We start from the raw sequence: 14,919 nt of genomic DNA on the forward strand, positions 1-14,919 counted from the left end.
CGACCAATGAGATGCCGATAAAACCCTCTCCCCTTTGCATGCGCAGCGCCGATTGCTATCCGCAAGAGATCTTGTGCCTCGCTTCGAGCCGGCTGCCGCATTGCCGTCTTTGATTTCACCGCTTGCCTGTTGTCGTCTTACCCGTCCTTGCGCCGGGCATTTTTTGCATTGGGTTTCACCCGTTTCGTCAGGAGATCGAACATGAAAAATCTAAAAATCGGCGTACGCCTCGGCATCGGCTTTATCGTCATTCTGATGTTGATGGTCGTCATGCTGGGCATCAGCATATGGCGCCTGCAGCAGATCAATGCCGCCGTCGTCTCGATGACCACCGACTCCATCGTCAATGAACGCAACGCCAACGAATGGCTGGCGGTTATCCGCGAAAGCGGCATCCGCACGCTGGCGGTGATCAAGACGGAAGATGCCGACGCCCAGCAATTCTTCCAGGCGCAGATCGCATCCGAATCGGCGCGCGTGTTGCCGATCCGCAAGAAGATCGAAGAAACCAACACGGCGCCGCAGGAAATCGCGCAGTTAGCCGTGATCAACAAGATCCGCGATGAATACAACGGCACCCGCGTTGAAGTCTTCAAGCTGAAAAAAGCGGGCGACATGGACACCGTCAAGAAGATGACGGCCGAAAAAATCGTGCCGCTGTATCAGGCTTATGCCGACAGCGTCGCCAAGTTCCGCGACATGCAGCGCCAGGAAATCACCAATTCCGCCAACGCCGTGAGCAACTACTATCTGTCCAGCCGCACCCTGCTGATCATTCTCGGCGTGGTGGAGCTGGTGCTGGGCGGGGTGCTGGCGTGGCTGCTGACGGTCAGCATCACGCGCCCGCTGACCCAGGCCGTCGGCATTGCCGAGACCGTGGCTTCGGGCGATCTGAGTTCCAGCATCGTCTCCGAAGGCAAGGATGAAACCAGCCAGCTGCTGACCGCGTTGAAAACCATGAACGACAACCTGCTCAATATCGTCAGCCAGGTGCGTACCGGTACCGACACCATCAGCACGGCGTCGAGCGAAATCGCCAGCGGCAATCTCGACCTGTCCTCGCGCACCGAACAGCAAGCCGGTTCGCTGGAAGAAACCGCGTCGGCCATGGAAGAACTGACCTCCACCGTGAAACAGAATGCCGACAACGCGCGCCAGGCGAATCAACTGGCGGTGTCGGCCTCGGAAGTCGCCGTGCAAGGCGGCAACGTGGTCAGTCAGGTGGTCGACACCATGGGCTCGATCAACGACTCCTCGCGCAAGATCGTCGACATCATCAGCGTCATCGACGGCATCGCTTTCCAGACCAACATTCTCGCGCTGAACGCCGCGGTGGAAGCTGCCCGCGCCGGCGAACAGGGCCGCGGCTTTGCGGTGGTGGCCTCCGAAGTGCGCAGCCTGGCGCAACGTTCTTCGGCTGCGGCGAAAGAGATCAAGACGCTGATCGACGACTCGGTGTCGAAGGTCGATGTCGGCAGCAAGCTGGTGTTGCAGGCCGGCGACACCATGAACGAAGTGGTGGCGAGCGTGAAGCGCGTGACCGACATCGTCGGCGAGATCAGCTCGGCCAGCCAGGAACAAAGCGCCGGCATCAGCGAAGTCGGCCAGGCGATTACCTTGATGGATGAAGCAACGCAACAGAACGCGGCGCTGGTGGAGCAAGCGGCAGCGGCGGCGCAGTCGCTGCAGGATCAGGCCGGGCGCCTGGCGCAAGTGGTCAGCATCTTCAAGCTGGCGCGCTAAAGCGGAAAAAAAGCGAAAAAACTTCGCCCAAAGAAAAACCGGTTCGTCTCTTGCGGGAGCGAACCGGTTTTTTTACGTCTTGCAAAATGGCTTACAGCACGAACTTGACCATCTCGTGTCCGGACAGCGCGCGATACAGATTGTCGAGCTGCTCACGGCTGGTGGCGCGCACGGTCACGGTCAGCGACAGGTATTTGCCCTGCGAGGAAGGACGCATCTCGACCTTGCCGGCGTGGAAAGTGGGATCGTATTCGGTGATCATGTTGACGATGGTATTGGCGAACTCATCGTGCATGATGCCGACAACTTTGATGGGAAAGTCGCTCGGATATTCGATCAGGGATTCTTCGGTAGGAGCTGGCATGGTGTACGGCTTTCGACTTTCAATAGGGACTGCGAGGAACTGCGCCTATTTTACGCCATGCACCAGCCGCTTTGCGCATGTCTTGCCAATCGACAATAAACGGCAAGACATGCGACTTCTCATCGGCAAGGCCACCGCATCAGAGTGCGGCTTTGGCTTCCTGATACGCGGCGTACAGCTTGGCAAATACCGGGCCCGGCTTGCCGTTGCCGACCCTCTTGTCGTCGATGGTGACGACTGGCAAGACTTCCTTGGTAGCCGAGGACAACAGCACTTCATCGGCGGCGAACACTTCTTCCTGCGTGATGCGGCGCGCTTCGAACACGATGCCTTGCGACTTGCACAACTCTTCGATCAGGCCGTAGCGGATGCCTTCCAGGATCAGGTTGTCTTTCGGCGGCGCCGACAGCTTGCCGTCCTTGACGATCCAGACGTTGGACGACGACGCTTCGCTCAGGAAGCCGTCGCGGAACTGGATGGTTTCGGTGACTTCGTGTTCGGCGGCGTATTGCGCCGCCAGCACGTTGCCCAGCAGCGAAGTCGACTTGATCTGGCAGTTCAGCCAGCGCTTGTCCTGCATCGTCACGCAAGCCACGCCCTTGGCGCGCACTTCGGCCGACGGCACCGCCAGCGGGCTGGTCATCATGAACACGGTCGGCGTGACCGGATCCTTGGGAAAAGCATGGCCGCGCTTGGCGACGCCGCGCGTGACCTGGATGTAGACGATCTGGTCGCCGAGGTCGTTGGCCTGCACCACGCGCTCGATCAGCGCCAGCCATTCGGCTTCGCTATGCGGATTGGTAATACCGATGGTGCCCAGGCTGCGGAACAGGCGCGCAATGTGATGCGTGCCGCGGAACGGCTTGCGGGCATACATCGGGATCACTTCATAGACGCCGTCGCCGAAGATGAAGCCGCGATCGAGCACAGGGATGCGGGCTTCGGAGAGCGGCGTCATGTCGCCGTTGAGGTACACGATAGGGTCGTTCATGGGGCGTTTTCTTTTGAAAGTTCAGATAAGGAAGTTCGGCGAACAGAGACATTTTTGCACAGACGCGCGTGCGCCGTTATGCAAAGTAAGCATTGCGCGATGCCGTGCGTCGGCGTCGCGCAATGTGACGGATGTGGTTAAAGCGGCTGAATGCTGAGGCGGCTGATGTTGTCGCCCGCCACGTTGTTGCGATTCGAAAAATGCCAGCGCTGCTGGTGATAGCGCGCCACGGTTTCACGATGGGCGATGCTGACGATGGCAGACTGCGGCAGCTCTTCCTGCAGCAGCGAATACAGCGCCTCTTCGGTTTCGCCGTCCATGGCGCTGCTGGCTTCGTCGAGGAAAACCACTTCCGGACGCGTGAGGAATACGCGCGCAAACGCCAGCCGTTGCTGCTCGCCGGGCGACAGGCGGTTGCCCCAGTTGTTGTAGACGTCGAGCTGCCCCTTGAGATGCGACAGGCGGCACAGGTCGAGGTAATGGCACATCGCCAGATCGGTATAGGCGCCGTCATCTGCCGGATACGCCAGCGCCGAGCGCAGCGTGCCGATCGGCAGATAGCTGGCTTGCGGCACGAACATCAGTTTGCTCTTGTGCGGGATCTGGATGTCGCCGCCGCCATACGGCCAGATGCCGGCAATCGCGCGGAACAGCGTCGACTTGCCGCAACCGGAAGGACCGCTGACCAGGATGCGCTCGCCGGCATGGATCGCACCGTTGACGTCGCCGATCAGCACGCTGCCGTCAGGCAGCGCGAGGTCAACCTTGTCGAGCAGGATGGCGCCGACGTTGTTGCGTTCCACCGAGATGCTGGCGGGCTGTTTCTGCGCCTGCTCCACGGCGAGATTGAAACCGGCCAGACGGTTGATGCTGGCCTTCCAGTCGGCCAGCGTGGTGAAGGTATTGATGAACCATGACAAGGCGTCCTGTACCTGGCCGAAAGCGCTGCTGATCTGCATCAGCGCGCCCAGGGTGATGGCGCCGGAAAAGTAGCGCGGTGCCGCCACCAGCAACGGGAAAATGTTGGCGAACTGAGCGTAGAAATTAACCGCGATATTCAGGCTCTTGGTGGTGCGCATGATGGCCCACCAGTTTTGACGGATGTCTTCGAAACGCAGATTGAGTTCGCCGCGTTCGCGCCGCTCGCCGCGATACAGCGCAATTGCTTCCGCATGTTCGCGGATGCGGATCAGGCCGAAACGATAGTTCGCCTCGAAGCGCTCCTGGTTGAAACTTTGCGAGACCAGCGGTTTGCCGATCCACCAGATGATCCACGACCCGACGCCCGCGTAGGCGATGGCGAACCACACCATGTAGCCGGGAATGATCCACTCATGGTTCATCAGGGCGAATGACACCGGGCCGCTGATGGCCCACAGGATGCCGACGAAGGACACCAGCGTCACGGCGCTGGAAATGAAACCCAGCACCAGGCTGATCGTGCTCGATGTCAGCGAGCGCAGATCTTCGGCGATACGCTGGTCGGGGTTGTCGGCGATGTGGCCCTGCTCCATGCGGTAGTAGGCCTGATGCGCCAGCCACTTGGCCATGTACTTGTCGGTCATCCAGCTGCGCCAGCGGATCTGCAGCGACTGCGTCAGGTAGACACGCGCGGTGGCGACGATGATGTACGGAAAAGCAAGATAGCAGAATTGCCAGAGCAGGCGCTTGAAAGCAACGTAGTCCTTGTTCTGGATGGAGTCGTACATGGTGCGATTCCAGTCGGTGAAGAGCACGTTGATGTAGACCATGACCAGCACCAGCGCGATGATGACCGCCAGCAGGCCCCAGGCCTTCCAGCGTTCTTCCGAGATCCAGTACGGTTTGATGAGTTGCCAGATGGCGCGGCGGTCGAAGGCTTTTTTCTTGTTGGCTGTCATGTGAATTCCGGAAGGGTTCTGTGCAAGATCATCTGCGATGATAAGCAATCCGGGAGATTTCGGCTTTGGAATAAATGCAACCAAGTGCAACCGTGTGCCGGCCGGCGATGTTCGTCAGCCTGCAGCAAGCTACCCGCCCTGTTTTGGTGAACGGGTTAGAATCTCTGTTCTTCGCCGCACCGGTGCTTGTCCGCATGATTTGCTATCCGCGCGCATCGGTCCTCATGGCGACATTTTGGAGATGGCATGCTCGCATGGTTTGAAAAACTGGTTCACCCCTACCCTGACAATATTCCCAAGCCGCCGCCGCGCGGCTTCGCCGCTTTCATCTGGGCCTGTACCAAGGGTCTGCGCCGCTACATCGTCGCGATGACGACGCTGACTGCGATCATCGGCGCGTTTGAAGCGCTGCTGTTTGCCATGATGGGCCGCATCGTCGACTGGCTCAGCCACATCGAGCCGTCGCAATTGTGGACGCAGGAACGCAGCAGCCTGATCTGGCTGGCCGTGGTGCTGATCGGCAGCCCGGTGCTGATCGCCTTGCAGACTTTCTTCAAGCATCAGACGCTGGCAGGCGCTTTCCCGATGATGCTGCGCTGGAAATTCCATCGCCTGATGCTCAACCAGAGCATGAGTTTCTATCAGGACGAATTCGCCGGGCGCGTTGCCGCCAAGGTGATGCAGACCGCGCTCGCGGTGCGCGACGTGTGCATGATCATGGGCGACATCCTGGTGTTCGTGATGATCTACTTCGTCACCATGGCGGCGGTGGTCGGCAACTTCGACCTGTGGATGCTGCTGCCCTTCTTCGGCTGGCTGGTGCTGTACATGGCGGCGCTGCGCTACTTCGTGCCGCGCCTGTCGAAGGTGGCTCGCAACCAGGCCGACGCGCGTTCGACGATGACCGGGCGCATCACCGATGCCTACACCAACATCGCCACCGTCAAACTGTTTTCGCATGCCGGCCGCGAAGCCGGTTATGCGCGCAGCGCGATGCAGGATTTCCTGCTCACGGTGAATCGCCAGATGCGTCTGGTCAGCGGCTTCGAGATCGTCAACCATTCGCTCAACATGGTGCTGATCCTGTCGACCGCCGGCGTCGCGCTGTGGCTGTGGACGCAAGGCCAGGTCGGCATCGGCGCGGTCGCCGCCGCCACCGCCATGGCGCTGCGCCTGAACGGCATCGCGCATTGGGTCATGTGGGAAATGGCGGCGCTGTTCGAACACGTCGGCACCGTGCAGGACGGCATCAACACGCTGTCGCGCGCGCATGAGGTGAAGGATTTGCCGGACGCGCAACCCTTGCAGGTGAAGCGCGGCGAACTGCGTTTTGAAGACGTCAGCTTCGCCTACGGCGCCACCGGTCCCGACGCGCGCCAGGTGATCGACAAGCTGAACCTGAACATCCGGCCCGGCGAAAAGATCGGCCTGGTCGGACGCTCCGGCGCCGGCAAGTCGACCATCGTCAATCTGCTGCTGCGTTTTTACGATGTCGAGCAAGGTCGCGTGCTAATCGACGGGCAGGACATCGCGCATGTCACGCAAGACAGCCTGCGCGCGCAGGTCGGCATGGTGACGCAGGATACCTCGTTGCTGCATCGCTCGGTGCGCGACAACATTTTGTATGGCCGTCCCGACGCCGGCGACGACGACATGGTCGCTGCCGCGCGCCGCGCCGAAGCGCACGACTTCATCGGCACACTGGCCGATGCGCATGGCCGCAAGGGCTACGACGCCCACGTCGGCGAGCGCGGGGTCAAGCTGTCCGGCGGCCAGCGCCAGCGCATCGCGATCGCACGCGTGATGTTGAAGGACGCGCCTATCCTGCTGCTGGATGAAGCCACCAGCGCGCTCGATTCGGAAGTGGAAGCGGCCATCCAGGAGAGTCTGTATCGCCTCATGGAAGGTAAGACCGTGGTCGCCATCGCCCACCGCCTGTCGACCATCGCAGCAATGGACCGGCTGATCGTGCTCGACCAGGGTCGCATCGTCGAGCAAGGCAGCCATCAGGAACTGCTGGCGCACAACGGCTTGTATGCGCGCCTGTGGTCGCATCAGAGCGGCGGTTTCCTGGGCGAAGAGGCCTGATTCAATGAGTTTGTCCGCTACGCATCGATCACGGTGCGTAGCGGGCGCCTTGGTCCGCGGTGAGCCAGAGGCGAGTCAGACGTAGTAACTGTCTTCCAGCAGCATGTCTTCGAAGAAGGCCCCGTAGGTATGATCAGGATGGCGCAAATGGATCTCCAGGATCCAGCGCATCGCCGACGGCACGCCGTCGAATTCCGCCAGCGATCCGGTGTGGATCGCCGCATGCGGAAAATCCGAAACACGGTGTCCCGGCAAATCGAAACTCAATTCCCAACCGCGCTTGCGCGCTTCCTGTTCGGCGAAGGCATACAGCGCTTCGCCGCTCAGCCGCTGCTCGCTCCAGGCGCGTCGTGCGGCGTGAAACACGGCTTCGGCATCTTGCGCGCAGCGTGCGTAATCGTCCTGGTTGCCGACGACGAAGGCAGCGCCGCCGTCGCCTTCCCACGCGTCATGGCGCGGCGCAATGTCGATGAAAAAGATGTCGTTCTCCTGCAGCACCACGCCGGGCGCGGACGCCTGGCGCATCGGCTTGATGGTGTTGCGGCCGAAGCGCACGCGGGTCGGATGCCAGCTCAGTGCGAGGCCGGCGTCGATCAGGACTTGTCTGGCCATGGCGACGGCGTCTTCTTCCACCATGCCGGGCTTGACCCGTGCAGCGATGTCGCGGATTGCCTGGCGCGTCTTGTTGCGCGCGGCGAGCATGCCGTCGACGGAAAAAGCAGGGCCGATCCGCTCGGCATCGCCGGTCTCCATGGTGGCGGTTGAAGTGTTCATGTGTTCTCCTGAAGAGTGTGCAAAAGAACGCACACCATGCACGTCCCCGATGGAGAAAATTATCGGCGGCGGCGCACAGCAAAGACAGCGCCGCGAGGACGCGTTGACAGCCATCCTGCGGCGTTTTTCTGCCACGGACAGCTTTGGGGCCACGCGAAGGCAACCACGGCGCTATGATGCTTCTGTGCGCTTCTGCATCTAACCGTTTCCTCACGCTTCTTCACCATCATCTGCCATGCCTACTGTCGCCCTGCTGGTGTTTCCCGGAGTTCAGGCGCTGGATGTTTCCGGCCCGCTGGATGTATTCGCCGAAGCCAATCGCTTTTTGCTGCCGCAGCAGCACTATCATCTGCAGGTAGTCGGCAGCACGCGTGATGCGATTGCCTGTTCCAACGGCATGCAGATCGTGCCGCACCGGCATTACAGCGAAGCTGATGATGCCGTCGATCTGCTGCTGGTAGCCGGCGGCCCGGCGCTGCCGCAACATGCGCGCGATGCGGCGTTGAGCGACTGGCTGATCGAGGCCGCGCAACGGGCCGGGCGATATGGCTCGATCTGCAATGGCGCATTCCTGCTGGCGCGCGCCGGGCTGTTGAGCGGCAAGCGCGTGACCACGCATTGGAACGATGCGGCGGCGCTGGCGCGCGATTTCCCCGATGTCGAAGTCGACGCCGATCGCATCTATCTGCGCGATGGCAAACTGGTGACGTCCGCCGGCGTGACTGCCGGCATCGATCTGTCGCTGGCGCTGCTGGCGGAAGACATGGGGCAGGAAGTCGCGCTCAATGTCGCCAAGCGGCTGGTGGTGTTCATGCAACGCAGCGGCGGGCAATCGCAGTTCAGTCCTTATCTCACACCCTACGCCGAAGAGATGTCGCTGGTCGGCCAGGTGCAGCATTACGTGCGCGAACATTTGCAGGACAAGCTCAGCGTCGACGTGCTGGCGAAAGTGGTCGCCAGCAGCCCGCGCAATTTCGCGCGCGTGTTCGCCCGCGATGCACGCATGACGCCGGCGGAATTCATCGAGAGTGCGCGCGTCGATGCGGCGCGTGTGATGCTGGAGAGTTCAGCGGCGCCGCTGAAGACGGTGGCTTACCGTTGCGGCTTCCGCGATGCGAGCCACATGCGCGTGGTGTTCCAGCGGCGGCTGGGGATCAGCGCGCAGCAGTACCGCGATAATTTTTCTTCCGGAAAAGTGGAGTTCGACGCTGCGGCTGCAGCGGAGGATTGAGCTGCGGGCGCGACCGGCATGCAGCCGGTGCGCGTTGAGCTGCTTACTGCTTAGTGCTTACTGCTCACTTCTTATTGTTCAACCGCTTCGCCGCGCAGGCGCGCGATCACGCCGTCGAGCGCGTCGAGCCCGGCAAAGCTGATGATGAGCTGGCCCTTGTTCTTGGCGCCGGTCTTGATCGACACCTGCGTGGCCAGGATGTCGGACAGTTCTTCTTCCAGGCGCGCGATATCGCGCGATTTTTCCTTGCCGCCATTGCCGTTACCATGAGGCTTGTTCGATGCGGCTTGTTCGGCAGTCGTACGCACCACCAGCTTTTCGGCTTCGCGCACCGACATGCGCTTGGCCACGACCTGGTTCGCCAGATTGATCTGGGTGGCGGAGTCGACGGCCAGCAAAGCGCGTGCGTGGCCCATGTCGATATCGCCGGCCATCAGCATGGTCTGCACCGGCTTGGCCAGGTTCAGCAAACGCAACAGGTTGGATACTGCGCTGCGCGAGCGGCCGACGGCGACCGCAGCTTGTTCGTGCGTGAAGTTGAAATCGGTGATGAGGCGATGGATACCCTGCGCTTCTTCCAGCGGATTCAGGTCTTCGCGCTGCATGTTTTCGATCAGCGCCATGGCGGCGGTGGTCTGATCGTCGACGTTCTTCACCAGCACCGGCACTTCGGTCAGGCCGGCAATCTTGGCGGCACGGAAGCGGCGCTCGCCGGCGATGATTTCGTAGATGTCCTTGCCGTTGTTCTGGCCGATGGAGCGAATCAAAATCGGTTGCAGCAGGCCCTGTTCCTTGATCGATGCAGCGAGCTCGTTGAGCGCGCCCTCGTCCATGCGGCTGCGCGGCTGATACTTGCCGGCCTGCAGATCCGTGACCGGCATCACCGATGGCGAACCAGCGACCACCGGCTCGTCTTCGGTCATGTCGGAAGATCCGCCGAGCAGTGCGTCGAGACCGCGGCCGAGGCCTTTTGATTTTTTGGTTGCCATCTTTTACCTACCTGTTTCTGAAGTGCTGATTACTGAAATTATTTATATCGTTTATAACGATCATAGCGTCTTGATGCGTTCGACCATTTCTGCGCCGAACGCGATATACGCCTGCGCGCCCTTCGATGCCGCGTCGAAATTCACGCCCGGCATGCCGTAGGACGGCGCTTCCGCCAGACGCACGTTGCGCGGGATGACGGTCTTGAATACCTTGTCGCCGAAATGCTGCTCGAGCTGGTCGGAGACCTGCTGCGACAGTGTCATGCGCGGGTCGAACATGACGCGCAGCAAGCCGATGATCTTGAGATCGGGATTGAGCTTGGCGTGCACTTTCTTGATGGTGTTGACGAGGTCGGACAAACCTTCCAGCGCATAGTATTCGCACTGCATCGGGATCACCACGCCGTGCGCCGAGCACAGGCCGTTCAAGGTCAGCAGCGACAGCGCCGGCGGGCAATCGATGAGGATGAAATCGTAGTCGTCGGCGACGGCGGCGAAGGCGTCTTTCAGTCGCTTCTCGCGGTTGTCGAGTTCGACCATTTCGACTTCGGCGCCGGCCAGTTCGCGGTTGGCGGGCAGCACGTCGAAATTGCCGCTTTCGGAACGCTTGCGCACGCTCTTGATGTCGGACATGCCGAGCAGCACTTCATAGATCGAACCCTGCAGCTCGGCCTTGTTGATGCCGGAACCCATGGTCGCATTGCCCTGCGGATCGAGGTCGGCCAGCAGCACGCGCTGATTGTGCTGCGCCAGACCGGCGGCGAGATTGACTGCTGTGGTGGTTTTACCGACGCCGCCTTTTTGATTCGCAACGCAAAAGATTTTAGCCATAGGTTCTTTTTAGTGAATGTTCCGTTGGTGCTCAGGGTTGATGCAATGCTGCTTGTGTTCAGTGAGTGCTCAGTTTGATGCCGAAACCGATCAGGAAAATACCTGCCGCCCGCGACGCCAGCCTGGCGATCGTGCGGTTGTGCGCCAGGCGCTTTGCCGCGGCGTTTCCTGCCAGGACCAGCAGACTGCCATAGATCAGGGTGCAAGTGCAAATTACCGCGCCCATGGTGAGGAAAGTCGCCGCGCCCTGCTGCGTCGCCGGGTCGATGAACAGCGGAAAGAAGGCCATGTAAAACACGATCGCCTTCGGATTCATCAAGGTCACGAAAAAGCCGCGGCGGAAATCCGCCATGTTCGAAAACGGCACCACCGAAGATCCGCCCTCTTCCCTGGCGAACAGCAGGCGCGCGCCGAGATAGGCAAGATACGCCGCGCCGATATATTGCATTCCCTTGAACAGCAAGGGATTTGCGTGCAACAGCGCAGCCACGCCGATCGCCGCCAGGAACATCAGCACGATATCGCCCAGCATCAGCCCGGCAATCGCGGCAAAGCCGCCGCGCAAACCATGCTTGGCCGAACAGGTCAGCACGCAGAACGTGCCGGGGCCCGGCAGCATCAGGAACACCACGGTCGCAGCGACCAGTTGCCAGACGTCGGTGATGCCCATGGTATGAAACAATGCTTGCATGATGTCTCCTCGTTGTCGCTGTATTACGTTGTACGTGATCGTTACTGCGGTTACTGCTGCGGCGTCTTGACCAGCTTCGACGTATCAAAGCCCTGCTTGGTGGCGTTGTTCACCGCCGCTTCGTATTCCGCGGTCGACAGCGCCGGCTTGCGCGACAAGATCCACAGATAATCGCGCGACGGCGTGCCGACGGTGGCGACGGAATACTCCGGATCCAGATCGATGATCCAGTAGTCGCCCCACACCAGCGGGAACCATGCCAGCCAGGCCGGTGCAAAGCGCACTTGCAGTTTGGCGTTGCTGCTGCCTTCAATGACACGCGCCAGGCCGTCGGCCTGGTCGAGCACGCCGCCTTCCACCTTGCAGCGGTTGATGACATCGACATCGCCGTCAGGGCGTGCGCGATATTCCGCCGTCACGTTGGCGATGCATTTTTTCTGGAAGCTGTTGGGAAAGCGCGCGATTTCATACCACTTGCCGACGTAGCGTTTGAGGTCCACCGACGGTACGGTGACGACTTCCTGCGCCATGGCCGGCAATGCCGCAGCAGCGGCGCAGACCAGCGTCAGGGAAGAAAGCAAACGACGGGCAAGCAGGGTATTCATTCAAGACCTTTCAATGAAGATCAGATGGCGTTCGGCGTCCAGACCGGGCACCTGCAAGGCTTCGGTGCGGGCGACTTTCCATCCTTCCGGAAGACGGGCAATTTCATCCTGCGGCATCACGCCTTTGAGCGCGATGTAATGACCGCCGGCTTGCAGCAGATGATTCGACCAGTTAACGAAGTCGTTGAGTTCCGCAAACGCGCGCGAAGTAATCACATCGAATAGTTGCTCAACCTGCAACTGTTCAACGCGAGCGGTATAAACCGACACATTGCTCAATTGCAACTCCGCCTTGGCTTGCGTCAGGAAGGCGGTTTTCTTGTGCACCGTATCGATCATGGAAACCCGCATGTCCGGCTGCGCCTCGGCTGCCCAGATGGCCAGCACGATGCCCGGCAAACCGCCGCCGGCGCCGACGTCCAGCACATTGGCGGCGCCGTCGAAGGCCTTGACCACGGCCAGCGAGTCCAGCAAATGATGCGTCATCATTTGCGCCGGGTCGCGCAGGGCGGTCAGGTTGTAGGTGCGGTTCCACTTCGCCATGAGCGCGAGGTAGGCCAGCAGTTTCTGCTGCTGGGCGGCGCTGAGCGCAAGGCCGAGGGCTGCGGCGCCGGCGCTCAGGGTGTCGGCCAGTTTGGTGTCGGGGGATGTATTGGTAGTCGTGTTCAAAATACTCAGGCCGCCTGATTGTGGTTGTCGGAGTCTGGGGTCTCTGCAGAATCAGCAGCCTGATCGGCTGCATTTTTCAGGCCGCCTTTTTTCAGGTGGACCAGCAGCAGGGACAGCGCCGCCGGCGTCACGCCGGAAATGCGCGACGCCTGGCCGAGGGTTTCCGGCTTGTGCTTATTGAGCTTCTGGCGCACTTCGATCGACAGGGCTTTGACGTCCATGTAATCGAGGTCGGCCGGCAGCTTCAGGCTTTCGTTGTGTTCCTGGCGGCCGATTTCCTTGGCCTGGCGGTCGATGTAGCCGGCGTACTTGATCTGGATCTCGATCTGTTCGCGCACCGGATCGTCGGCGACGCCGGGGCCGGCCAGCGCCTGGCCGTCGGCGCCGGTCAGGGTCATCAGGCTGTCGTAAGTCACGTTTGGACGGCGCAGCAGATCGACCAGGTTGTATTCGCGCTCGATGGCTTTGCCCAGCACGCGTTCGGCTTCGGCGTCGGCGAGGATGCGCGGATTCACCCAGGTGGATTTCAGGCGTTCCATTTCACGTGCAACAGCTTCGCGTTTTTTCTCGAACATTTCCCATTGGGCGTCGCCGACGCAGCCGAGCTGGCGGCCGATTTCGGTGAGACGCAAGTCGGCGTTATCTTCGCGCAGACTCAGGCGATATTCGGCACGGCTGGTGAACATGCGGTAAGGCTCTTGCACGCCCTGGGTAATCAGGTCGTCGACCAGCACACCGAGGTAAGCCTCGTCGCGGCGCGGGGTCCAGCTCTCCTTGCCCTGTGTTTGCAGCGCGGCGTTGAGGCCGGCCAGCATGCCCTGGGCGGCGGCTTCTTCGTAGCCGGTGGTGCCGTTGATCTGGCCGGCGAAGAACAAGCCCTGGATTTGCCGGGTTTCCAGCGAAGACTTGAGGCCGCGCGGATCGAAGTAGTCGTACTCGATGGCGTAGCCGGGACGCAGGATATGGGCGTTTTCCATGCCGCGCATCGAGCGCACCAGCGCCAGCTGCACGTCGAACGGCAGGCTGGTGGAGATGCCGTTGGGGTAGAACTCGTTGGTCGTCAGGCCTTCCGGTTCCAGATAGATCTGGTGCGAATCCTTGCCCGAGAAGCGGTGGATCTTGTCTTCAATCGACGGGCAATAGCGCGGACCGACGCCTTCGATCACGCCGGTGTACATCGGGCTGCGGTCGAGACCGGCGCGGATGATGTCGTGGGTCTGGGTGTTGGTATGGGTGATCCAGCACGGCATTTGTGCCGGATGCATGCCGACATTGCCCATCACCGAGAACACCGGGATCGGATCGAGATCGCCCGGTTGCTCTTCCAGTACCGAAAAATCGATACTGCGGCCGTCGATGCGCGGCGGCGTACCGGTCTTCAGGCGGCCTTGCGGCAGCTTGAGTTCTTTCAGGCGGGCCGAGAGCGAGATGGCCGGCGGGTCGCCGGCGCGGCCGGCGGAGTAATTATTCAGGCCGACGTGGATCTTCCCGTCGAGGAAAGTACCGGCGGTCAGCACCACCGCCCTGCCCGCAAACTTGATCCCGGCCTGCGTCACGGCGCCGATCACGCGGTCGCCTTCGACCATCAGGTCGTCCACCGCCTGCTGGAACAGCCACAGATTCGGCTGATTTTCCAGGCGCGAGCGGATCGCTTGCTTGTACAGGATGCGGTCGGCCTGGGCGCGCGTGGCGCGGACAGCCGGGCCCTTGGATGAATTGAGGATACGGAATTGGATGCCCGCCTCGTCGGTCGCAATCGCCATCGCCCCGCCCATGGCGTCGACTTCCTTGACCAGATGGCCTTTACCGATGCCGCCGATGGAAGGATTGCAGGACATCTGACCGAGGGTCTCGATGTTGTGCGTCAACAGCAATGTAGTTTGGCCCATGCGGGCGGATGCCAATGCGGCTTCGGTTCCGGCGTGGCCGCCGCCGACGACGATGACATCAAATTGTGTGGGAAATAGCATAATGCGCCTCGTGGAGACGGTGAACAGAGGCGAGATTATAAAGTCTTTTTCGGATGGGTATCAGACCCTACCCCTGTTATTCCCTTTTTAGTC

The 14,919-nt window shown here is 61.0% G+C and carries 13 protein-coding genes; 3 read left to right on the plus strand and 10 right to left on the minus strand.

The window, feature by feature from the left end:
• Nucleotides 1-201 precede the first annotated feature (201 nt).
• On the plus strand, nucleotides 202-1,743 hold the full coding sequence (locus tag AKL25_RS18085) for a methyl-accepting chemotaxis protein (RefSeq protein WP_050479107.1): 1,542 nt from the start codon (nucleotides 202-204) through the stop codon (nucleotides 1,741-1,743).
• A 91-nt stretch (nucleotides 1,744-1,834) separates the two neighbouring features.
• Here AKL25_RS18085 and AKL25_RS18090 read toward each other — a convergent pair whose 3' ends face one another.
• The 3 genes from AKL25_RS18090 to AKL25_RS18100 form a co-directional block, all read right to left on the minus strand.
• A complete protein-coding gene (locus AKL25_RS18090; protein WP_050479108.1) occupies nucleotides 1,835-2,107 on the minus strand; it encodes an HP0495 family protein in 273 nt (90 codons plus the stop codon).
• A 139-nt stretch (nucleotides 2,108-2,246) separates the two neighbouring features.
• On the minus strand, nucleotides 2,247-3,098 hold the full coding sequence (locus tag AKL25_RS18095; RefSeq protein WP_050479109.1) for a D-amino acid aminotransferase: 852 nt from the start codon (nucleotides 3,096-3,098) through the stop codon (nucleotides 2,247-2,249).
• A gap of 137 nt (nucleotides 3,099-3,235) precedes the next feature.
• A complete protein-coding gene (locus tag AKL25_RS18100; protein WP_050479110.1) occupies nucleotides 3,236-4,978 on the minus strand; it encodes an ABC transporter ATP-binding protein/permease in 1,743 nt (580 codons plus the stop codon).
• A 246-nt stretch (nucleotides 4,979-5,224) separates the two neighbouring features.
• On the opposite strand from AKL25_RS18100, the gene AKL25_RS18105 reads away from it, so the two are divergent.
• Nucleotides 5,225-7,066 carry an ABC transporter ATP-binding protein gene (locus AKL25_RS18105; protein ID WP_050479111.1) on the plus strand — a complete coding sequence of 614 codons (1,842 nt, stop codon included), beginning with the start codon at nucleotides 5,225-5,227 and terminating at the stop codon, nucleotides 7,064-7,066.
• A 75-nt stretch (nucleotides 7,067-7,141) separates the two neighbouring features.
• Here AKL25_RS18105 and AKL25_RS18110 read toward each other — a convergent pair whose 3' ends face one another.
• Nucleotides 7,142-7,840: a M24 family metallopeptidase gene (locus AKL25_RS18110; protein WP_050479112.1), complete on the minus strand. Its 699-nt coding sequence runs from the start codon at nucleotides 7,838-7,840 to the stop codon at nucleotides 7,142-7,144.
• A 235-nt stretch (nucleotides 7,841-8,075) separates the two neighbouring features.
• Here AKL25_RS18110 and AKL25_RS18115 point away from each other — a divergent pair, with 235 nt between their 5' ends.
• The gene (locus AKL25_RS18115) at nucleotides 8,076-9,071 is read left to right on the plus strand and encodes a GlxA family transcriptional regulator (protein ID WP_050479113.1); all 996 of its coding nucleotides are present in this window, start codon (nucleotides 8,076-8,078) and stop codon (nucleotides 9,069-9,071) included.
• Between the two features lie 71 nt (nucleotides 9,072-9,142).
• On the opposite strand, the gene AKL25_RS18120 is transcribed toward AKL25_RS18115, so the two are convergent.
• Genes AKL25_RS18120 through mnmG form a run of 6 tightly spaced genes read right to left on the minus strand, consistent with a single transcriptional unit; the run spans nucleotide 9,143 to nucleotide 14,826 of the window.
• On the minus strand, nucleotides 9,143-10,060 hold the full coding sequence (locus AKL25_RS18120; protein WP_050479114.1) for a ParB/RepB/Spo0J family partition protein: 918 nt from the start codon (nucleotides 10,058-10,060) through the stop codon (nucleotides 9,143-9,145).
• Between the two features lie 60 nt (nucleotides 10,061-10,120).
• Complete coding sequence (locus AKL25_RS18125) at nucleotides 10,121-10,891, minus strand: ParA family protein (protein WP_050479115.1); 771 nt, start codon at nucleotides 10,889-10,891, stop codon at nucleotides 10,121-10,123.
• Nucleotides 10,892-10,949: 58 nt separating this feature from the next.
• Complete coding sequence (leuE, locus tag AKL25_RS18130) at nucleotides 10,950-11,582, minus strand: leucine efflux protein LeuE (RefSeq protein ID WP_050479116.1); 633 nt, start codon at nucleotides 11,580-11,582, stop codon at nucleotides 10,950-10,952.
• Between the two features lie 50 nt (nucleotides 11,583-11,632).
• Entirely contained in the window at nucleotides 11,633-12,187 is a 555-nt protein-coding gene (locus AKL25_RS18135; RefSeq protein ID WP_050479117.1) for a lipocalin family protein, read from the minus strand.
• Complete coding sequence (gene rsmG, locus AKL25_RS18140; protein WP_050479118.1) at nucleotides 12,188-12,856, minus strand: 16S rRNA (guanine(527)-N(7))-methyltransferase RsmG; 669 nt, start codon at nucleotides 12,854-12,856, stop codon at nucleotides 12,188-12,190.
• Nucleotides 12,857-12,861: 5 nt separating this feature from the next.
• Nucleotides 12,862-14,826 carry a tRNA uridine-5-carboxymethylaminomethyl(34) synthesis enzyme MnmG gene (gene mnmG / locus AKL25_RS18145; protein WP_050479119.1) on the minus strand — a complete coding sequence of 655 codons (1,965 nt, stop codon included), beginning with the start codon at nucleotides 14,824-14,826 and terminating at the stop codon, nucleotides 12,862-12,864.
• Nucleotides 14,827-14,919 lie beyond the last annotated feature (93 nt).

The organism is Herbaspirillum rhizosphaerae, assembly GCF_001189965.1.
Classification (GTDB): Bacteria; Pseudomonadota; Gammaproteobacteria; order Burkholderiales; family Burkholderiaceae_D; genus Herbaspirillum; species Herbaspirillum rhizosphaerae.